Here is a 19,873-nt window from a genome sequence, read left to right on the forward strand (position 1 = left end):
CAGCGGTTTTTGCCTACTTTTGCCCAAGAGCAAAAGTAGGTCGCCGTAAGGGCGAAAAGGTGACTAGATGTCGACATCATCTACGAATGCGCATAAAGAAATCAAAACCCACACTCTTGAACCCGAACCCGAACCCGAACCCGAACCCGAACCCGAACCTCCCGCCCACCCCACAATCCAAGTAAAGTGCCGCTCCCCCGCCGTACCCCCGCAGAAAGGAACCGATCCCATGACCACCCCCGCCCTAGACATCGCCGTAGTCGGCGCCACCGGCACCGTCGGTGAATCCCTCGTCCAGATCCTCGAGGAAGTGGCCTTCCCGGTCTCCACCCTGCACCTGCTGGCCAGCATGGAATCCGCCGGCAGCAGCGTCATGTTCGCCGGCAAGAAGCTGAAAGTCCGCGAAGTGGACAGCTTCGACTTCTCCCAGGCGCAACTGGTGTTCTTCGCCGCCAGCCCCGCCGTTAGCCGCAGCTTCGCGCCCAAGGCCAGCGCCGCCGGTTGCGCGGTGATCGACCTGTCCGGCGCCCTGGACGGCGCCACCGCCCTGGTCCCGGAAGCCAACGGCGAGCGCATCGCCGAGCTCACGCAGCCCGCGCTGATCACCAGTCCGAGCGCCGGTGCGGTGGCCCTGGCGGTGGCGCTGGCGCCGCTCAAGGGGCTGCTCGATATCGAGCGCGTGCAGGTCAATGCCTGCCTGGCGGTTTCGGAGCAAGGCAGGGAGGCCGTCAGCGAGCTCGCCCGGCAGACCGCCGAGCTGCTTAACGCACGCCCGCTGGAGCCGCGCTTCTTCGATCGCCAGGTCGCCTTCAACCTGCTGCCCCAGGTCGGCACCCCCGACGATCAGGGCCACACGGCCGTGGAGCGCCGCCTGGTCGGCGAGCTGCGTCAGGTGCTCGACCTGCCGCAGCTGAAGATTTCCGTGACCTGCATTCAAGTCCCGGTGTTTTTCGGCGATAGCTTCAGTGTGGCCGTTCAAAGCCGCAATCCGGTCGATCTGGCTGCTGTCAACACTGCGCTGGAGGCCGCCGACGGCATCGAACTGGTCGAAGCGGGGGATTATCCGACGCCGGTTGGTGACGCAGTGGGCCAGGACGTGGTCTATGTTGGTCGTGTACGCCATGGTGTCGATGAAGACCAGCAGCTGAATCTGTGGCTGACCACCGACAATGTGCGCAAGGGCGCGGCGCTGAATGCCGTGCAGGCGGCACAATTGTTGATAAAACACATGGCGTAAAAGATACTGCGAGCAATTTTGTCCTGCGCCGCGCAAAGGTTTTCGGGACGTTTCATACAAGGGAAGAGTTCATGCTTCGAATTCGCAAACTGGTTCTGGCCATCGCGGCAGCCTCGGCGCTGTCGTCCGGCGTGGCGAACGCTCTGGGGTTGGGCGAGCTGACCCTCAAGTCGGCGCAGAACCAGCCGCTGGATGCCGAGATCGAACTGCTCGACGTGCGCGACCTCACCGCGGCGCAGATGGCGCCCAGCCTGGCGTCGCCGGAAGAGTTCGCCAAGGCCGGGGTGGCCTTCCCGCCGTACCTCGAAGACCTCACGTTCACGCCGGTGATCAACCCCAACGGCAAGAGCGTGCTGCGGGTTACCTCCAGCAAGGCGCTGCCGGAGCCGGTGGTCAAGTTCCTGGTCCAGGTCATGTGGCCCCAGGGCCGCCTGATGCGCGACTACAGCGTGCTGCTCGACCAGGCCCAGGCCCAGGGCAGCCAGCCGACCCAGGCCAACATCAACCCGGCGGTCAGCGCGGGCAGCTATACCACCAAGCGCCGCGACACCCTCTGGCAGATCGCCGCGCGCAACAGCAACGGCGGCTCGATCCAGCAGACCATGCTGGCCATCCAGGCGCTGAACCCGGATGCCTTCATCGGCAACAACATCAACCAGCTCAAGACCGGCCAGGTACTGCGCCTGCCCGATCAGCAGCAGGCGCAGAGCATTCCCCAGGCCCAGGCCAACCGTGAGGTGGCCGAGCAGTACGCCGCCTGGCGCGAAGGCCGTCGCCTTGGTCCGCGCGCTCGGCAACTGGACGCCACCCGCCGTGGCGAGGCCGGCGCCGCGCCGGCACGCATCGCCCAGGGCGACAACCTGCGCCTGGTAGCGCCGGGTGGCAAGGGCGCGGCCGGTGAGGCCAAGGCGCTGGGCGACAAGCTGGCCGTGGCCCAGGAAAGCCTCGACACCAGCCGTCGCGACAACGAAGAACTCAAGAGCCGCATGGTCGACCTGCAGAGCCAGCTGGACAAGCTGCAGCGTCTGATCGAGCTGAAGAACGACCAACTGGCGCGCCTGGAAGCCCAGGGCGCTGCGGCACCACAGCCACCGGCTGGCGCGCTGCCGGGCGAGCCGGCCCCGTCGCAACCGGTGGTGAACGCCCAGCTGACCCCGGCCGAGCCGGTGGTCGCGCCGGCGCCCGCCGCCACCGACACCGCGCCGCAGGACGTGGCCGCCGAAGCACCGCCCAGCGAAGAGCCCGGCATGCTCGACCAGTTGTTGGGCAATCCGCTGCTGCTGGGGCTGATCGCCGGTTCCGCGTTCCTGGTCCTGCTGCTGTTGCTGCTGCTCCTGGCGCGTAAGCGCAAGGCCCAGCAGGAAGCTGAAAAGCACCTGCGCATGGCGCGTGCCCTGGCCGAGGACGGTGAGCGCGGCCCTGACCTGGAGCTGCCACCCAGCAGCTTCGAAGGCCTCGACGTGTCGGCGCCGACCGTGACCTTGTCACCTGCGGTGGTGGCGGCCTCGGCTGCTGCGGCCGTTGCCGCGGAAAAGCCTGCGGCTCCCGTTGAAGCCGCCGCGCCAGCGGTCGATCCGCGTGCCGCGCTGTTGGCCGAAGTTGAGGACAGCCTGGCCCGTGGTCGTCTCAACCATGCCGCCGACCTGCTGGAAGCGGCGGTGGCCTCCGAGCCGCAGCGCAGCGACCTGCGCCTGAAGCTGATGGAAGTCTATGCCCGCCAGGGCGACCAGGACGCCTTCGCCGGCCAGGAGCGCAAGCTGGCGGTCAATGACGCGAACCAGGCCGAAGTCGCCGCGCTCAAGGAGCGCTTCCCGGCCATGCTGGGTGTCGCGGCGGTGGCGGCAGGCGCAGCCGGGGCCGCGGCCCTGGCCGCCGAGCTGGATGAGCAGTATGTCCAGGACTTGCTGCAGGACAAGGCGCTGGAACTGGGCGAAAGCGCGCCGGAACTCGTCGTGGAGTCGGTAGTGGCGGCCGAGCCGGAGCCTGAGCCTGAGCCGATCGTCGAGGGGGACGACCTGGACAGTGCCTTCGACCTGAGTCTGGGTGATGACCTGCCGGCAGATGACCACCTGGACCTGGCCGGTCTTGAGGACCTGGTTGTCGAAGCGCCCGAGATCCAGGCCGAGCCCGCACCTGCGGTTGCCGAAACCGATGCCGACGACGACTTTGAGGCATTGCTCGCCCAGGCCCAGGCGACGCCGCAGAACGTCGACGACCTGGCCGAATTCGACCTGGATGTCGCCGAAGAACCGGTCGCCCCGGTCAACAGCGAGGAAGCGCCGGTGGACGTGGCGGCGGAGCTGGCGGCCTTCGAGGCCATCCCGGAGTTCGACCCGATCTCCGAGCTGGAGCTGCCCGAGGACTTCGACCTGTCGCTGTCGCTGGACGACGACTCGCCGGCGGCGAAGAACTTCGCCTCGGAACTGGACGACGTCAACGCCGAACTCGACAAGTTGTCGCAGAACCTCGATGTCCCGGCGGCAGAGCCTGAGCCGCAGTTCACTGCCGAGGACGCGGCGCTGGAGCCCGAGCCGCTGGACGACCTGGACTTCGACTTCTTCTCCGGCGCCGACGAAGTGGCCACCAAGCTCGACCTGGCCCGCGCCTACATCGACATGGGCGACCACCAGGGTGCTCGCGACATCCTCGACGAAGTGGTCAAGGACGGCGACGACAGCCAGCGCCAGGAAGCCAACGAGATGCTCTCGCGCCTGGTCTGAGGCGACGTTACACCGCGCGGGGCAAGCCCATTCCCACAGAACACGTGGGAGCGGGCTTGCCCCGCGATCATTTCGGCCCCTGCACGGTTTGCCGGTATACTCCCGCCTTTCGTTTCAGCATCAGGTTTGCCGCTCTTGGACATCATCGACACCGCCGCCGCCGAATCGGCCGCCGAAGGCTACACCCGCATCGCCCTGGGCGTGGAATACAAAGGCTCGCGCTACCGCGGCTGGCAGCGCCAGGCCAGCGGCGTGCCCAGTGTCCAGCAGGCCCTGGAGCAGGCGCTGTCGACGGTGGCCAACGAGCCGATCTCGGTGATCTGCGCCGGGCGTACCGATGCCGGCGTCCATGGCTGCGGGCAGATCGTGCATTTCGACACCCGCGCCGTGCGCGACGAGCGCGCCTGGACCCTGGGCACCAACTTCAACCTGCCCCACGACATCAGCGTAGTCTGGTCGGCGCCCATGCCCGCGCACTTCCATGCCCGCTTCAAGGCCACCGCGCGGCGCTATCGCTACGTCATCTACAACGACCCGATCCGCCCGGCGCACCTGGCCGAGGAAGTGACCTGGAACCACCGCCCGCTGGACGTCGAGCGCATGGCCGAGGCCGCGCAGTATCTGCTGGGCACCCATGACTTCAGCGCCTTCCGCGCCAGCCAGTGCCAGGCCAAGTCGCCGATCAAGCATATCCACCACCTGCGTGTGACCCGTCACGGCCGGATGATCGTGCTGGACGTGCGCGCCACCGCGTTCCTGCACCACATGGTGCGCAACATCGCCGGCGTGCTGATGACCATCGGCGCCGGCGAGCGTCCGGTGGAGTGGGCTCGCGAGGTGCTGGAAGGGCGCAACCGCCGTGACGGCGGGGTGACCGCGCACCCTTACGGCCTCTACCTGGTGCAGGTGGAGTATCCGGAAGAATACGCGTTGCCGCAGCGTTACATCGGCCCACACTTTCTTACCGGCTACGAGGCGCTGGCGGACTGACGGGGCACGGGTCATTTGCTACCATCGACGCTTTCCCGATCACCCAAGGTTCGCCGTCCATGAGCAATGTTCGCAGCAAGATCTGCGGGATTACCCGTATCGAGGATGCCCTGGCCGCGGTCGAGGCCGGCGCCGATGCCCTCGGTTTCGTCTTCTATGCGAAAAGCCCGCGGGCGGTGGACGTGCGCCAGGCGCGGGCGATCATCGACGCGCTGCCACCGTTCGTGACCACCGTGGGGTTGTTCGTCAACGCCTCGCGCTGCCAGCTCAACGAGATCCTCGAAGTGGTTTCCCTGGACCTGCTACAGTTCCACGGCGATGAGGCCCCGGCCGATTGCGAGGGCTACCACCGCCCCTGGATCAAGGCCCTGCGGGTGCGTCCTGGGGATGACCTGGAGGCCGCATGCCGGCATTACGCAGGCGCCCGCGGCATCCTGCTGGACGCCTATGTGCCGGGCGTGCCGGGGGGAACCGGCGAGGCCTTCGACTGGTCACTGATTCCGCAGCGCCTGAGCAAGCCGATCATCCTTGCCGGTGGCCTGTCGGCCGACAACGTTGCTGAGGCCATTCGCCAGGTGCGCCCGTACGCGGTGGATGTCAGTGGCGGTGTGGAGCAGGCCAAGGGCATCAAGGATGCGGCAAAGATCGAAGCCTTCATGCAGGCGGTGAAGCACGCGTGAACGCGGATGTGACGGCTGGCCGCGCGCCATCGTCCATAGCTTTCGCAGCCCGGTGCTGCCAGGCCGCGCCAGAGCGCGGGGCATGCCGGGGAAGAATTGGAGGTGGGGCGGTTGTAGCCGGTCCATCGTCGCTTTACAGAAGAATTTGAGCTCAAGGGCAGGGCGGGGCCACGCAGGTCTCCCCGGCCAATACTGGAGAAAGCAAGCATGAGCAACTGGTTGGTAGACAAACTGATCCCTTCGATCATGCGTTCCGAGGTGAAGAAGAGCTCGGTACCGGAAGGGCTGTGGCACAAGTGCCCGTCCTGCGAAGCCGTGCTGTATCGCCCGGAGCTGGAAAAGACCCTCGACGTCTGCCCTAAATGCAACCACCACATGCGTATCGGCGCCCGCGCGCGCATCGATATCTTCCTCGATCCAGAAGGCCGTGCCGAGCTGGGCGCCGACCTGGAACCGGTCGACCGCCTGAAGTTCCGTGACGGCAAGAAGTACAAGGACCGCCTGACCGCCGCGCAGAAGCAGACCGGCGAGAAGGACGCGCTGATCTCCATGAGCGGCACCCTGATGGGCATGCCGATCGTGGTCAGCGCCTTCGAGTTCTCCTTCATGGGCGGTTCCATGGGTGCCATCGTCGGCGAGCGTTTCGTGCGCGCCGCCAACTACGCCCTGGAAAACCGCTGCCCGATGGTCTGCTTCTCCGCCTCCGGCGGTGCGCGCATGCAGGAAGCGCTGATCTCGCTGATGCAGATGGCCAAGACCTCCGCCGTGCTGGCGCGCTTGCGCGAAGAAGGTATTCCGTTCATCTCGGTGCTGACCGACCCGGTCTACGGCGGCGTTTCGGCCAGCCTGGCGATGCTCGGCGACGTGATCGTCGGCGAACCGAAGGCGCTGATCGGCTTCGCCGGCCCGCGCGTGATCGAGCAGACCGTGCGCGAGAAACTGCCCGAAGGCTTCCAGCGCAGCGAGTTCCTGCTGGAGCACGGCGCCATCGACCTGATCATCTCCCGTGACGAGCTGCGTCCGCGTCTGGCTCGCCTGCTGGCGCAGATGACCGGCCAGCCGACCCCGGAAGCGGCCAAAGAGGTCGCTGCGGTCGCGTGATGAACCAGCGCAGCCTGGGCGACTGGCTCGCCTACCTCGAACAGTTGCACCCCTCGGCCATCGACATGGGCCTGGAACGCTCGCAACAGGTGCTGGCGCGCCTGGGGCTGGGCAAGCTGGCGCCGCGAGTGGTAACGGTGACCGGCACCAATGGCAAGGGTTCGACCTGCGCCTTCGTGGCCGCATTGCTGCGCGCCCAGGGGCTCAAGGTCGGGGTGTACAGTTCGCCGCACCTGCTGCGCTACAACGAGCGGGTGCTGATCGAAGGCCGCGAGGCCAGCGATGAGCGCCTGTGTGAGGCGTTCGCCGCGGTGGAAGCGGCGCGTGGCGAGATCTCGCTGACCTATTTCGAGGTGGGCACCCTGGCGGCGTTCTGGTTGTTCAAGCAGTCCGCGCTGGACGCGGTGGTGCTCGAGGTCGGCCTGGGTGGTCGGCTGGACGCGGTCAACCTGGTGGATGCCGACGTATCGCTGGTCACCAGTATCGGCGTCGACCATGTCGACTACCTGGGCGATAGCCGCGAGTCGGTGGCCTACGAGAAAGCGGGGATCTTCCGTCAAGGCAAGCCTGCGCTGTGCGGTGACCTGGATCCGCCGCAGCCTTTGCTGGACAAGGTGCGCGAGCTGGGTTGCCCGTTCTTCCTGCGCGGGCGTGATTTCGACCTGGATAGTAGCGTCGACCAATGGCATTGGCGTGGTCGCCAGCTCGACGGTTCGCCCGTTGAACTGCGCGACCTGCCGTTGCTCGACCTGCCCATGGAGAATGCCGCCCTGGCCTTGCAGGCCTTCCTGCTGACGGGCCTGCCGTGGGATAGCGGCAAGGTTCGCCAGGCCTTGCTGGACACCCGTATCACCGGTCGTCTCGACCGGCGTGAGCTGTTGCTGCAAGGCAAGCGCGTGGAGCTGTTGCTGGATGTCGGCCATAATCCGCACGCTGCCGAGTACCTGGCCCGCCGGCTGGCGGCACGCCCGGTGAAGGGGCGGCGCCTGGCGGTGTTCGGCCTGTTGGCAGACAAGGATCTGGCCGGTGTGCTCGCGCCACTGCGTGATCAGGTCGCCGACTGGGCGGTGGCGCCGCTGGACACGCCGCGTAGTCGCCCGGCCGCGGAGCTGGCGGATGCCTTGACGAACCTCGGTGCGACGGTGAAGTCTTACGCCAGTGTCGCGGCTGCCCTCGAAGGGCAGTGCGCCCAGGCGACGGCGGATGACCAGATCCTGCTGTTCGGTTCGTTTTTCTGCGTCGGCGAGGCCCTGGCCTGGCTCGAGCGGCAGGTCCCCGAGGATGGAGTAGATGGCAGTGCTGGATAAAGGGATGAAGCAGCGCATGGTCGGTGCGCTGGTGCTGGTGGCGCTGGCGGTGATCTTCCTGCCGATGTTGTTCACTCGCGAGGACGAGATGCGCCAGGTGCGTGTCGAGGCACCGGAGGCGCCGGCCATGCCCAACCTGCCCCAGGTGCAGGTGGAGCCGGTCCAGGTGCCGGAGCCGCAGCCGTTGCCGGAGCAGAACGAGCAGCCGCCAGTGGTGGTCAACGAGTCCACGGCGCCGGTGACGACACCGAGCCAGCCCATCGCGCCGGTGGCGACCGTGGCGCCGCCCGTGCAGCCCAAGCCGCAGACGCCGGTGCCGACGCCGCCGGTGGCCAAGGTGGAGGCGCGTCCGGCGCCTGCGCCGAGCGCGACGCCCGCCGCTCCTGCCGCCAAGCCGGCCGTGCCGTCGAAGATCGATGCCAACGGCTTGCCGGTGAGCTGGTCGATCCAACTGGCCAGCCTGTCCAACCGGGCCGGTGCCGAGAACCTGCAGAAAACCTTGCGCAGCCAGGGCTATAACGCCTATATCCGTTCGGCGGACGGCATGAACCGGGTGTTCGTCGGGCCGCTGATCGAGCGCGCCGAGGCCGAGCGCCTGCGTGATGTGATCAATCGCCAGCAGAACCTCAAAGGCATCGTGGTGCGCTTCCAGCCGGAGCGTGGCTGACGCCCATCTCGCGCCCCCTCTGTAGGAGCGGCCTTGTGCCGCGAAAGGGCCGCAACGCGGCCCTCGCTCACACCTTGGGGCTGCTGCGCAGCCCTTTCGCGGCACAAGGCCGCTCCTACAGACTCCGCGTAGGCCAGGCGGTCTGTTTCAGGGCGTAAAGCTGTCCCCAGAGTCAGCCCGCAGCCCTTCAAACACCTGACATTCCGCTTACCCCAAGCCCCCTTGCTCTGGTAAAATGCGCCGCCTCAAACGTCGGCAGGCAACACCGTGGCATTTACCTGGGTTGATTGGGCGATCATCGCGATCGTCGCCATTTCATCACTGATCAGTCTCAAGCGCGGCTTCGTCAAGGAAGCCTTGTCCCTGCTCATCTGGATTGTCGCCGGCGCGGTGGCCTGGATGTTCGGCGGGTCGCTTTCGCAGTACCTTGAAAGCTATATCCAGACGCCGTCCGCGCGAGTCATCGCCGGCTGCGCGATTCTTTTCGTCGCCACGCTGCTGGTCGGGGCGATGCTCAATTTCCTCATCGGCGAGCTGATTCGCGTGACCGGGCTGTCCGGTACCGATCGCTTCCTCGGCATGGCCTTCGGCGCCGCGCGCGGGGGCCTGCTGGTGGTGGTGGCGGTCGGGCTGCTGAGCCTGGGACCGGTGCAACAGGATCCGTGGTGGCAGGAATCGCGCCTGATACCACAATTTCTATTGGTAGCCGACTGGTCGAAGAACCTCATACTCGGGTTCACCGGCCAGTGGATGTCCAGTGGGGTCAGCGCACCCGTTGACCTTCCGTTCAAGGAGCAGTTGCTCGGGCCGACCAAGCCCTGAGCGCTCTTCACTCAAGTTTCATCAAAGTAGGGGTTGCGTCGCATGTGTGGCATCGTCGGTATCGTCGGTAAGTCGAACGTCAATCAGGCGCTGTATGACGCGCTAACCGTGCTCCAGCACCGCGGCCAGGACGCTGCCGGCATCGTGACCAGCCACGATGGCCGGTTGTTCCTGCGCAAGGATAACGGCCTGGTGCGCGACGTCTTCCAGCAGCGCCACATGCAGCGCCTGGTCGGCAGCATCGGCATCGGTCACGTGCGTTACCCGACCGCCGGCAGCTCCACCTCGGCCGAGGCCCAGCCGTTCTACGTCAACTCGCCGTACGGCATCACCCTGGCGCACAACGGCAACCTGACCAACGTCGAGCAGTTGGCCAAGGAGATCTACGAGTCCGACCTGCGTCACGTCAACACCAACTCCGACTCCGAAGTGCTGCTGAACGTGTTCGCCCACGAACTGGCCGTGCGCGGCAAGCTGCAGCCGACCGAGGAAGACGTGTTTGCCGCGGTTTCCCACGTGCACAGCCGCTGCGTCGGTGGCTACGCGGTGGTGGCGATGATCACCGGCTACGGCATCGTCGGCTTCCGCGACCCCAACGGCATCCGTCCGGTGGTGTTCGGCCAGCGTCACACCGACGAAGGCGTCGAGTACATGATCGCCTCGGAAAGCGTGGCCCTGGACGTGCTCGGCTTCACCCTGATCCGCGACCTGGCGCCGGGCGAGGCGGTGTACATCACTGAAGGCGGCCAGATGTTCACCAAGCAGTGCGCCGAGAACCCGAAACTGCAGCCGTGCATCTTCGAGCATGTCTACCTGGCCCGTCCTGATTCGATCATGGACGGCGTCTCGGTGTACAAGGCGCGTCTGCGCATGGGCGAGAAGCTGGCCGAGAAGATCCAGCGCGAGCGCCCGGACCACGACATCGACGTGGTCATCCCGATCCCAGACACCAGCCGCACTGCGGCGCTGGAACTGGCCAACCACCTGGGCGTCAAGTTCCGCGAAGGCTTCGTCAAGAACCGCTACATCGGCCGGACCTTCATCATGCCCGGCCAGGCCGCGCGCAAGAAGTCGGTACGCCAGAAGCTCAACGCCATCGAGCTGGAATTCCGCGGCAAGAACGTGATGCTGGTGGACGACTCGATCGTGCGCGGCACCACCTGCAAGCAGATCATCCAGATGGCCCGCGAAGCCGGCGCCAAGAACGTCTACTTCTGCTCTGCGGCCCCTGCGGTGCGCTACCCCAACGTCTACGGCATCGACATGCCGAGCGCTCACGAACTGATCGCCCATAACCGTACCACCGAGCAGGTGGCCGAGTTGATCGGCGCCGACTGGCTGATCTACCAGGACCTCCCGGACCTGATCGAATCGGTCGGTGGCGGCAAGATCAAGATCGAGCATTTCGATTGCGCGGTGTTCAACGGTGAGTATGTCACCGGCGATATCGACGAAGCCTACCTCGAGCGCATCGAGCAGGCCCGTAACGACCTGGCCAAGGTGAAGAACCAAGCGGTCAGCGCGATCATCGACCTGTACAACAACTGATTTGGGAGCGACGGCATGACCGATCAATGGGATGCCGGTCGACTGGACAGTGACCTCGAGGGTGTCGGTTTCGACACCCTGGCGGTGCGCGCCGGTCAGAACCGTACACCGGAGGCCGAGCACAGCGAAGCGCTGTTCCTGACCTCCAGCTATGTCTTCCGCACGGCCGCCGATGCCGCCGCGCGCTTTGCCGGCGAAACGCCGGGCAACGTCTATTCGCGCTACACCAACCCGACCGTGCGTGCCTTCGAGGAGCGCCTGGCGGCCATGGAAGGCGCCGAGCAGGCCGTGGCCACCTCCACCGGCATGGCGGCGATCCTCGCCGTGGTCATGTCGCTGTGCAGCGCCGGTGACCATGTGCTGGTGTCGCAGAGCGTGTTCGGCTCGACCATCAGCCTGTTCGAGAAGTACTTCAAGCGTTTCGGCGTGCAGGTGGACTACGTGCCGCTGGTCGACCTGAACGGCTGGGAAAAGGCCATCAAGGCCAACACCAAGCTGCTGGTCGTTGAGTCGCCGTCCAACCCGCTGGCCGAGCTGGTGGACATCACCGCCCTGGCCGAGATCGCCCATGCCCGTGGCGCCATGCTGGTGGTGGACAACTGCTTCAGCACCCCGGCCTTGCAGCAGCCGCTCAAGCTCGGCGCCGACATCGTGTTCCACTCGGCGACCAAGTTCATCGACGGCCAGGGTCGTTGCATGGGCGGCGTGGTGGCCGGGCGCAGCGAGCAGATGAAGGAAGTGGTGGGTTTCCTGCGCACCGCCGGGCCGACCCTGAGCCCGTTCAACGCCTGGGTCTTCACCAAGGGGCTGGAGACCCTCAAGCTGCGCATGCGCGCCCACTGCGAGAGCGCCCAGGCGCTGGCCGAGTGGCTCGAGCAGCAGGACGGCATCGAGAAGGTCCACTACGCCGGCCTGCCAAGCCATCCGCAGCATGAACTGGCCAAGCGCCAGATGAGCGGCTTCGGCGCGGTGGTCAGCTTCGAGGTCAAGGGCGGCAAGGAAGGCGCCTGGCGCTTCATCGACGCCACCCGGGTGATCTCCATCACCACCAACCTCGGCGACAGCAAGACCACCATCGCCCACCCGGCGACCACCTCCCACGGGCGCCTGACCCCGCAGGAGCGCGAGGCGGCGGGTATCCGTGACAGCCTGGTGCGCGTGGCGGTCGGCCTGGAAGACGTGGCCGACCTGCAAGCCGATCTGGCCCGCGGCCTGGCGGCGCTGTGATCGACTGGAAGGGTGGCGAACCCGGCCATAATGGCCGGGTAGCCCTGGTGACCGGTGCCGCCCGCGGCATCGGCCTGGGCATCGCCGCCTGGTTGATCTGCGAGGGCTGGCAGGTGGTGCTGAGCGACCTGGACCGCCCGCGCGGCACCAAGGTCGCCAAGGCCCTGGGCGACAATGCCTGGTTCATCACCATGGACGTGGCCGACGAGGCCCAGGTCAGTGCCGGGGTGTCCGAGGTGCTCGGGCAATTCGGCCGGCTGGATGCGCTGGTGTGCAACGCGGCGATCGCCAACCCGCATAACCAGACCCTGGAAAGCCTGTCCCTGGCTCAGTGGAACCGGGTGCTGGCGGTCAACCTCAATGGCCCGATGCTGCTGGCCAAGCATTGTGCACCTTATCTGCGCGCCCATGGTGGGGCGATCGTCAACCTGACTTCCACCCGCGCCCGGCAGTCCGAGCCGGACACCGAGGCCTATGCCGCCAGCAAGGGCGGCCTGGTCGCCCTGACCCACGCCCTGGCCATGAGCCTGGGGCCGGAGATTCGCGTCAATGCGGTGAGCCCGGGCTGGATCGATGCCCGTGATCCTTCGCAGCGACGCGCCGAGCCCTTGACCGAGGCTGATCATGCCCAGCATCCGGCGGGCAGGGTAGGGACGGTCGAGGATGTGGCGGCGCTGGTGGCGTGGCTGCTGTCGCGCCAGGCGGGGTTCGTCACCGGCCAGGAGTTCGTGGTCGATGGTGGGATGACCCGCAAGATGATCTACACCTGAGCTGTAACCTGTTGAGATGCAAGAGAAAGGGGCCGAGAGCCCCTTTTTTGTCGGTTGTGCCGGCCCTGTCGCGGGGCAAGCCCGCTCCCACGCTGTGAGCATCTGGTTGCAGGAGCGGGCTTGCCCCGCGATGAGGACGGCAAGAACAACCGGCTTTTTTGCCCTTTTTGAAAAAAACTTCAATGGGGGTATTGACTTAGCATCGGTACCTGCGTAAATTTCGCGGCCTCAGCGAAGCAAACGCAACAAGCAACATCGCGGGGGTGATTAGCTCAGCCGGGAGAGCATCTGCCTTACAAGCAGAGGGTCGGCGGTTCGATCCCGTCATCACCCACCACTTCCTGAGACGTTCCTGGTTCAGTGTTTTCGAAAGAAGCACACTGGCAGAGAGGAACAGGACGCAAGTCCAGCTATGCGCGGCGGTAGTTCAGTCGGTTAGAATACCGGCCTGTCACGCCGGGGGTCGCGGGTTCGAGTCCCGTCCGCCGCGCCATTTTTATCCAGGTGGGTGCTTGCACCGGTCTGAGGCCGCAAGGCCAGATCCCAGTTTCAATCAGGCGCAAGCCTGAACGATACGCAGCGGTAGTTCAGTCGGTTAGAATACCGGCCTGTCACGCCGGGGGTCGCGGGTTCGAGTCCCGTCCGCTGCGCCATCTTCTGCCAAGAGCCCCATGAACGCTCAAGGCAAAACAGAAAGGGCGATATCAAAGTCGCTTTTTTTGTGCCTGGCTTTCGCGCTACAGCGCTTGAAAGCTCAGATCCCAGTTTCAATCGGGTGCAAACCCGAACGATACGCAGCGGTAGTTCAGTCGGTTAGAATACCGGCCTGTCACGCCGGGGGTCGCGGGTTCGAGTCCCGTCCGCTGCGCCATCTTCGCCTCGAGGTCCCTAGAACACCTTGAAGCAACGAGAAAGCGACCTTCGGGTCGCTTTTTTCGTTTCAGCACCTTGCGCAGTCGTGGGCAAGGATTTACACCAAGCTGACAGAGTCTTCACCGATCAATGGTTTCAGCCACTGATCGATGTGTTGCACAATACGCCCCATTCGTTTCTTCCCGGAATTGGCAATGTCTAGATCAACCGTCTATGGCGCGCTCGGGCTGGCCCTCGTGCTGGCGGGTGTGTCCGGCTGTTCCTCGAAAAAGGCCGCCGTCTACGAGCACGAGAACTTCGATGACTCGGGCACCTTCTCCCGCAGTTTCGCCACCAGCGAGGCGGGCTCCTGCGAGGCGGCGCGGCGCGCGCTGCTCAGCCAGGGCTACATCATCACCAGCAGCGACGCCAACCAGGTCGCTGGCAACAAGAGCTTTCAGCAGAACGCCGAGAACCACCTGCAGATCAGTTTCAATATCACCTGCGTGCCGGACATGAGCGACAAGCAGCGCTCGACCATGTTCGCCAACGCCCTGCAGGACCGCTACACCCTGAAGAAATCCAACACCTCCGCCAGCCTTGGCGTGGGTGTGCTGGGTTCGGTGTCGATGCCGATCGGCTCCACCGACGACTCCATGGTCAAGGTCGCCAGCGAGACGGTCACCGCCGCGCAGTTCTACGACCGCTACTTCGCCCTGGTGGAAAGCTACCTGCCGAAGCCGAAGAAGCCGGAGAAGACCGAACCTGCCGCGGAGCCGAAGGTGGAAAAACCGGCCGCCGACCTGGGCTTGCCAGAGCCTGCGCCCGCTGCCCTGGCACCTGCGCCGCAGCCTGCCGCGCCGGTCGCCGAGAGCGTGGCAGAGGCACCGGTACCGACTCCGGTTGCCATCGCCCCTGCCGCTGCGCCCGCGCCTGTTGCCGCTCCAGCGGCTCCTGTGCCGGCCAGCGAAGCCCCAGCGGCCCCGATTGTGGACGACAGCAAGGGCTCGCAGCCCATCGCCCCGCCCGTCGAGCCGGCACCGATCCAGGTGCAGCAGGACGCGCCGGCCGCAGAGCAGGCGCCGGCGCCACTCTGACGCGGCGATAACTTCCCGGGCGCCTGCTACGTTTATCGTTCATAGGGCTGTAATCATTTGGTCATTCCGCTGCCTTAGGTTGGCGCAATGACCAAAGAACGATGAATCAAAGGGGCGAGAAGATGGACGATTACCAGGAAGAACTGCTCGAATTCCAGGCCTATGAGCTGGACCTGCCAGAACCGGCCGACGACGCCACCGAGCTCTAACCCACCTGCCGCTGATGGCGGCGAAATTCCCCCGGCGTCAGCCCCGTCCAGCGCTTGAATGCGCGCTGGAAGGCCTCGGCCGAGGCGAACCCCAACAGATAGGCGATCTCGCCGAAGGCCAGCTCGGTGTCGCGGATATAGGTCTCGGCCAGGTCGCGTCGCGTGTCGTTGAGCAGGTTGCGAAAGCGCGTGCCTTCCTCGGCCAGTTTGCGGCGCAAGGTCCAGGTCGGCAGTTGCAGGTGCCGCGCCACTTCTTCCAGATCCGGCTCGCGCCCACCGTTCAACAGCGGCCCCAGCAGGTGGGTGATGCGTTCGCCCAGGCTGCGCACGCGCGTGCGCTGGGCCAGTTCCGCCTCGCACAGTTGAATGAGGTGCTGCCAGGTGCTGGGGCAGTGTTGCGGGTTGGGCAGGGCCAGGGTGGCCTGGCTCAGGCGCAGCTGGTTGGCCGTGGCGCCGAAATGCACCGGGCCTGCGCACAGGCTTTGGTACTGCGCGGCGTAGGCGGGGGCGTCGAACTCGATTTCCAGGCGTTCGGCCTGCACCGGCCTGCCGGCAAGTGCGCCGAGTTGCGCCAGCCAGCCACCGAGCAGCGAGTCGACCACGAAGCGGTTGTAGTCGTTGTAGGGGCTGATGGAGTAGAACCGCAGCCAGGCGCCCTGGGCGTCTTCGTGAAAGCTCGACTGCCCGCGGTAGTTGGCGGCATAAAGCGGCTCGAAACGCAGCAGGGTACGGGCGGCGTCGCCGAGGGTCGGGGCCTGGGCGGCGGCGACGCCGGCCAGGCCGGCTTGGGCCAGGCGGCTCAGGCGACCCATGTGCAGGCCCAGCGCCGGCTCGGCGGACAAGGCGATTGCCGCGTGTCCCAGGTGCATGTAGCGCGGGATCGACAGCCGCGCACCTGGCTCGGCCAGGCGCCTGGCGTCGAGGCCATAGCGCAGCAGCAGGGGGTGCGGATCATGGCCGAGTGCCGTCAGCGCCTCGGCCAGGGGCTGGACGAAACCTACCGACAGTTCACCCAGGCGAACGCGGGGGCGGGGCATGTCGTCACAGCCACAGGTTGAGCAGGCGCGCGCCGTGGCTGTCGTTGCCGACCCACAGCGTGCCGCCCTGGCTGGCGAAGCCCTGTCCGTCGCTGCCCAGCTCCCAGAACTGGCCGCGCATGAACACGCTCATGCTCGGCGTGCCGGTGTTGGCGGCAAGGGGCAGTTGCTGCCAGGCGCGCTGTTCGCTGACCGCGCCGCGGCGCAGGGGAAGGTCGGCGGCCTGGGCCTGGTGGCGATTGCCGCGCCAGGGCGTCTGCCAGCTCTGCTTGCCGCTGAGGAACACCGGGTTGGCGACCAGTTGCACCGATTGCGCGGCCAGTTGCCGGTAGTTGGCGGGGTACCAGCTGTCGCTGCCGATCAGCACGCCCAAGCGTCCGGCGGGGGTCTGCAGTACCTGCAGCGGATGCTGCTGGCCGTCGTGGATGTAGCGCCGGCTTTCGCTATCGGGGTACTGCTGGTGCTGGGGCTGCCCGAGCACCGAACCGTCGCTGGCGAACACCAGGCTGCTGTTGTACAGCGGACCGTTGCCGGTGCGCAGCACGCCGTTCTCCACATAGGGCGCGGGCAGGATGATGGAGCCGGCGACCAGGGTGACGCCGAATTCCCGGGCCAGGTTGCCGAACACCTGCTGGTAGTCGGCGGCCATCTGCGCGGCCTTCATACGCAGGTGGGCGTCCGAGCGGCGATCGTCGCCGCTGGCGGCGAGCATCGCCAGGCCATAGCGCAGCGGGTTGCTCAGCTCCAGCCACTGCCAGGCCTCGTTGCGCTGGGTGACCTGGTACAGCTCGCGCTTCTCGCCCCGGGCCCACAGCCAGGTGCCGATATGCTCCGGCAACACAACCACGGTGCGCGGGTTGACCAGGCCCTGGGCACGGGCCTGTTCCAGGTATGCCGAGAGCTTGCGGTGCAGGCGCGTGAGGTTCTGGTAGTCCCCCGGATACAGCAGCGGCTCGACCCCCAGCAGGTTGCCGTGCTCGCCTGGCACGCCCTGGTTGAGGGCCAGTTCGATGCGCAGGTCGGACAGGTAATGACCCTCCGGGCGCTGCAGGGTCCAGAAGCCGTAGCCGCTGAGGGCGGCAAGGGTGACCAGCGTCAGGGCGCCGGCTAGCAGTTTTCGCATGGAGCGGTCCAGCGCTGTGCAGAAGGAGTGCCTTAGGGTAGTCCGGCTGTGCAGCAGGATCAATAAGTTGTCAGTTTCGATCATTGAGCGTGTTCAAACGCCTGTTTAATGTCGACCACAGACAAACGACGGGCCCCGCCACGCTGCTGTAGAGACCTGGTAGAGGCGCCCGCATTCCGTGATCACGCCACCTGTGGAGTCCATCCATGGCTACCGACCGTTACCCGCACCTGCTGGCCCCTCTCGACCTGGGCTTCACCACCCTGCGCAACCGCACCCTGATGGGCTCGATGCACACCGGCCTCGAGGAGCGCCCGGGCGGCTTCGAGCGCATGGCCGCGTACTTTGCCGAACGCGCCCGTGGCGGTGTCGGGCTGATGGTTACCGGTGGCATCGCGCCCAACGACGAGGGTGGTGTGTATTCCGGCGCGGCCAAGCTCAGCACCGAGGAAGAGGCTGACAAGCACCGGATCGTCACCGAAGCGGTGCATGCCGCCGGCGGCAAGATCTGCCTGCAGATCCTGCATGCCGGGCGCTATGCATACAGCCCGAAACAGGTGGCGCCCAGCGCCATCCAGGCGCCGATCAACCCGTTCAAGCCCAGGGAGTTGGACGAGGAGGGTATCGAGAAGCAGATCCGCGACTTCGTCACCTGCGCAAGCCTGGCCCAGCGCGCCGGCTACGACGGCGTCGAGATCATGGGTTCGGAAGGCTACTTCATCAACCAGTTCCTCGCCGCCCACACAAACCATCGCACCGATCGCTGGGGCGGCAGCTACGAGAACCGCATGCGCCTGGCGGTGGAGATCGTGGGCCGGGTGCGCGAGGCGGTGGGGCCGAACTTCATCATCATCTTCCGCCTGTCGATGCTCGACCTGGTCGAAGGCGGCAGCACCTGGGACGAGATCGAGCTGCTGGCCAAGGCCATCGAGCAGGCCGGCGCCACGCTGATCAACACCGGTATCGGCTGGCATGAGGCGCGCATCCCGACCATCGCCACCAAGGTGCCGCGCGCGGCGTTCAGCAAGGTCACCGCCAAGCTGCGTGGCGCGGTGAAGATCCCGCTGATCACCACCAACCGCATCAACACCCCGGAGGTGGCCGAGGCGGTGCTGGCGGAGGGCGATGCCGACATGGTCTCGATGGCCCGGCCGTTCCTGGCCGATCCGGACTTCGTCAACAAGGCCGCTGAAGGTCGTGGCGACGAGATCAACACCTGCATCGGCTGCAACCAGGCCTGCCTGGACCACACCTTCGGCGGCAAGCTGACCAGCTGCCTGGTCAACCCGCGGGCCTGCCACGAGACCGAGCTCAACTATCTGCCGGTCCGGGCGGTGAAGCGTATCGCGGTGGTCGGCGCTGGTCCTGCGGGCCTGGCAGCCGCCACCGTGGCTGCCGAGCGCGGTCATGAAGTGACGTTGTTCGATGCCGCCAGCGAGATCGGCGGGCAGTTCAACGTGGCCAAGCGCGTGCCGGGCAAGGAGGAGTTCTATGAGACCTTGCGTTACTTCCGCAACAAGGTGAAGTCCACGGGTGTCGACCTGCGCTTGAACACTCGTGTTGATGTGGCCGCGCTGGTAGCCGGCGAGTTCGACGAAGTCATCCTGGCCACCGGCATCGCCCCGCGCACGCCGGACATTCCCGGCATCGACAACGCCAAGGTGCTGAGCTACCTGGACGTGCTGCTGGAGCGCAAGCCGGTGGGCGAGCGGGTGGCGGTGATCGGTGCTGGTGGCATTGGCTTCGATGTGTCCGAGTACCTGGTGCACAAGGGCGTGGCCACCAGTCAGGACCGTGAGGCGTTCTGGAAGGAATGGGGCATCGATACGCGTTTGGTGGCCCGTGGTGGTGTGGCCGGGGTGAAGGCCGAGCCTCATGCGCCGGCGCGCCAGGTGTACCTGCTGCAACGCAAGAAGACCAAGGTTGGCGATGGGCTGGGCAAGACTACTGGCTGGATTCATCGCACGGGGCTGAAGAACAAGCAGGTGCAGATGCTCAACAGCGTCGAGTACCTGAGCGTGGACGATGCTGGCCTGCATTTACGGATTGGCGAGGGCGAGCCGCAGTTGCTGGCGGTGGACAACATCGTCGTCTGCGCCGGTCAGGATCCGCTGCGCGAGTTGCATGATGGCCTTCTCGCGGCCGGGCAGTCAGTGCACTTGATTGGGGGCGCTGACGTGGCGGCAGAACTTGATGCCAAGCGGGCGATTAACCAAGGGTCGAGGTTGGCGGCGGAACTGTGATTGTTTGAATCGTTGATTAGCCAACTTTTACAGTTGAGGTGGTAATACACCTTTCCTGTGGGAGTTGGCTTTTCAGTGAGTGGCTGTAACTGAAGAAACATTGCCAGTAGTCTGCACCTCTTCCATAAATCTTGATCTTGATCTTGCTTCTAAGTGCGCGATAGTTCAGGCGCCGCCAATTGCGACTTCAGGAGGCCGAGCGGAGTTCTTGCGGAGGGAGGTGACGGGCATGGATGCCCGTCA

General features: G+C 65.9%; 15 protein-coding genes and 4 tRNA genes. 17 read left to right on the forward strand and 2 right to left on the reverse strand.

The window, feature by feature from the left end:
• Positions 1 to 229: 229 nt before the first annotated feature.
• The 16 genes from V0R62_RS25850 to V0R62_RS25925 all read left to right on the forward strand — a co-directional run bounded on the left by V0R62_RS25850 (position 230) and on the right by V0R62_RS25925 (position 15,018).
• Entirely contained in the window at positions 230 to 1,237 is a 1,008-nt protein-coding gene (locus V0R62_RS25850; RefSeq protein ID WP_330105716.1) for an aspartate-semialdehyde dehydrogenase, read from the forward strand.
• A 71-nt stretch (positions 1,238 to 1,308) separates the two neighbouring features.
• On the forward strand, positions 1,309 to 3,957 hold the full coding sequence (locus V0R62_RS25855; protein ID WP_330105717.1) for a FimV/HubP family polar landmark protein: 2,649 nt from the start codon (positions 1,309 to 1,311) through the stop codon (positions 3,955 to 3,957).
• A 135-nt stretch (positions 3,958 to 4,092) separates the two neighbouring features.
• Positions 4,093 to 4,947 carry a tRNA pseudouridine(38-40) synthase TruA gene (gene truA / locus V0R62_RS25860; protein WP_023632367.1) on the forward strand — a complete coding sequence of 285 codons (855 nt, stop codon included), beginning with the start codon at positions 4,093 to 4,095 and terminating at the stop codon, positions 4,945 to 4,947.
• Between the two features lie 59 nt (positions 4,948 to 5,006).
• A complete protein-coding gene (locus V0R62_RS25865) occupies positions 5,007 to 5,627 on the forward strand; it encodes a phosphoribosylanthranilate isomerase (RefSeq protein ID WP_330105718.1) in 621 nt (206 codons plus the stop codon).
• Positions 5,628 to 5,834: 207 nt separating this feature from the next.
• Positions 5,835 to 6,728, forward strand: a complete 894-nt coding sequence (accD, locus tag V0R62_RS25870; protein ID WP_028690439.1) for an acetyl-CoA carboxylase, carboxyltransferase subunit beta — start codon at positions 5,835 to 5,837, stop codon at positions 6,726 to 6,728.
• On the forward strand, positions 6,728 to 8,035 hold the full coding sequence (gene folC / locus V0R62_RS25875; RefSeq protein WP_330105719.1) for a bifunctional tetrahydrofolate synthase/dihydrofolate synthase: 1,308 nt from the start codon (positions 6,728 to 6,730) through the stop codon (positions 8,033 to 8,035). Before accD ends, folC begins: the two co-directional genes overlap by 1 nt.
• Complete coding sequence (locus V0R62_RS25880; protein ID WP_330105720.1) at positions 8,019 to 8,702, forward strand: SPOR domain-containing protein; 684 nt, start codon at positions 8,019 to 8,021, stop codon at positions 8,700 to 8,702. Before folC ends, V0R62_RS25880 begins: the two co-directional genes overlap by 17 nt.
• A gap of 267 nt (positions 8,703 to 8,969) precedes the next feature.
• Positions 8,970 to 9,524: a CvpA family protein gene (locus V0R62_RS25885; RefSeq protein ID WP_028690442.1), complete on the forward strand. Its 555-nt coding sequence runs from the start codon at positions 8,970 to 8,972 to the stop codon at positions 9,522 to 9,524.
• 42 nt (positions 9,525 to 9,566) lie between these two features.
• The gene (gene purF, locus V0R62_RS25890; RefSeq protein ID WP_279885233.1) at positions 9,567 to 11,072 is read left to right on the forward strand and encodes an amidophosphoribosyltransferase; all 1,506 of its coding nucleotides are present in this window, start codon (positions 9,567 to 9,569) and stop codon (positions 11,070 to 11,072) included.
• 15 nt (positions 11,073 to 11,087) lie between these two features.
• Complete coding sequence (locus tag V0R62_RS25895; RefSeq protein ID WP_028690444.1) at positions 11,088 to 12,299, forward strand: O-succinylhomoserine sulfhydrylase; 1,212 nt, start codon at positions 11,088 to 11,090, stop codon at positions 12,297 to 12,299.
• Positions 12,296 to 13,069, forward strand: coding sequence for an SDR family oxidoreductase (locus V0R62_RS25900; RefSeq protein WP_330105721.1), 774 nt, complete (start codon positions 12,296 to 12,298; stop codon positions 13,067 to 13,069). The genes V0R62_RS25895 and V0R62_RS25900 overlap by 4 nt, the downstream gene beginning before the upstream one ends.
• Before the next feature lie 261 nt (positions 13,070 to 13,330).
• Positions 13,331 to 13,406 (forward strand) — tRNA-Val (locus V0R62_RS25905).
• A gap of 79 nt (positions 13,407 to 13,485) precedes the next feature.
• Positions 13,486 to 13,562, forward strand: a tRNA-Asp gene (locus V0R62_RS25910).
• Positions 13,563 to 13,645: 83 nt separating this feature from the next.
• Positions 13,646 to 13,722 (forward strand) — tRNA-Asp (locus tag V0R62_RS25915).
• A gap of 141 nt (positions 13,723 to 13,863) precedes the next feature.
• Positions 13,864 to 13,940: transfer RNA gene (locus V0R62_RS25920), tRNA-Asp, on the forward strand.
• A 196-nt stretch (positions 13,941 to 14,136) separates the two neighbouring features.
• Entirely contained in the window at positions 14,137 to 15,018 is an 882-nt protein-coding gene (locus V0R62_RS25925; protein ID WP_330105722.1) for a DUF2242 domain-containing protein, read from the forward strand.
• A gap of 205 nt (positions 15,019 to 15,223) precedes the next feature.
• Here V0R62_RS25925 and V0R62_RS25930 read toward each other — a convergent pair whose 3' ends face one another.
• Positions 15,224 to 16,264: an AraC family transcriptional regulator gene (locus V0R62_RS25930; protein WP_330105723.1), complete on the reverse strand. Its 1,041-nt coding sequence runs from the start codon at positions 16,262 to 16,264 to the stop codon at positions 15,224 to 15,226.
• A 4-nt stretch (positions 16,265 to 16,268) separates the two neighbouring features.
• Positions 16,269 to 17,387 carry a nitrilase-related carbon-nitrogen hydrolase gene (locus V0R62_RS25935; protein WP_330105724.1) on the reverse strand — a complete coding sequence of 373 codons (1,119 nt, stop codon included), beginning with the start codon at positions 17,385 to 17,387 and terminating at the stop codon, positions 16,269 to 16,271.
• Positions 17,388 to 17,593: 206 nt separating this feature from the next.
• On the opposite strand from V0R62_RS25935, the gene V0R62_RS25940 reads away from it, so the two are divergent.
• Positions 17,594 to 19,630, forward strand: coding sequence for an NADPH-dependent 2,4-dienoyl-CoA reductase (locus tag V0R62_RS25940; RefSeq protein WP_330105725.1), 2,037 nt, complete (start codon positions 17,594 to 17,596; stop codon positions 19,628 to 19,630).
• Positions 19,631 to 19,873: the final 243 nt, after the last annotated feature.

The sequence above is a fragment of the Pseudomonas carassii genome (assembly GCF_036324045.1).
GTDB classification, from domain to species: Bacteria; Pseudomonadota; Gammaproteobacteria; order Pseudomonadales; family Pseudomonadaceae; genus Aquipseudomonas; species Aquipseudomonas peradeniyensis.

Coding starts and splice junctions, on each gene's coding strand:
- V0R62_RS25850 (WP_330105716.1), top strand. CDS start 230: ATGACCACCCCCGCCCTAGACATCGCCGTAGTCGGCGCCACCGGCACC.
- V0R62_RS25855 (WP_330105717.1), top strand. CDS start 1,309: ATGCTTCGAATTCGCAAACTGGTTCTGGCCATCGCGGCAGCCTCGGCG.
- V0R62_RS25865 (WP_330105718.1), top strand. CDS start 5,007: ATGAGCAATGTTCGCAGCAAGATCTGCGGGATTACCCGTATCGAGGAT.
- accD (WP_028690439.1), top strand. CDS start 5,835: ATGAGCAACTGGTTGGTAGACAAACTGATCCCTTCGATCATGCGTTCC.
- folC (WP_330105719.1), top strand. CDS start 6,728: ATGAACCAGCGCAGCCTGGGCGACTGGCTCGCCTACCTCGAACAGTTG.
- V0R62_RS25880 (WP_330105720.1), top strand. CDS start 8,019: ATGGCAGTGCTGGATAAAGGGATGAAGCAGCGCATGGTCGGTGCGCTG.
- purF (WP_279885233.1), top strand. CDS start 9,567: ATGTGTGGCATCGTCGGTATCGTCGGTAAGTCGAACGTCAATCAGGCG.
- V0R62_RS25895 (WP_028690444.1), top strand. CDS start 11,088: ATGACCGATCAATGGGATGCCGGTCGACTGGACAGTGACCTCGAGGGT.
- V0R62_RS25925 (WP_330105722.1), top strand. CDS start 14,137: ATGTCTAGATCAACCGTCTATGGCGCGCTCGGGCTGGCCCTCGTGCTG.
- V0R62_RS25930 (WP_330105723.1), bottom strand. CDS start 16,264: ATGCCCCGCCCCCGCGTTCGCCTGGGTGAACTGTCGGTAGGTTTCGTC.
- V0R62_RS25935 (WP_330105724.1), bottom strand. CDS start 17,387: ATGCGAAAACTGCTAGCCGGCGCCCTGACGCTGGTCACCCTTGCCGCC.
- V0R62_RS25940 (WP_330105725.1), top strand. CDS start 17,594: ATGGCTACCGACCGTTACCCGCACCTGCTGGCCCCTCTCGACCTGGGC.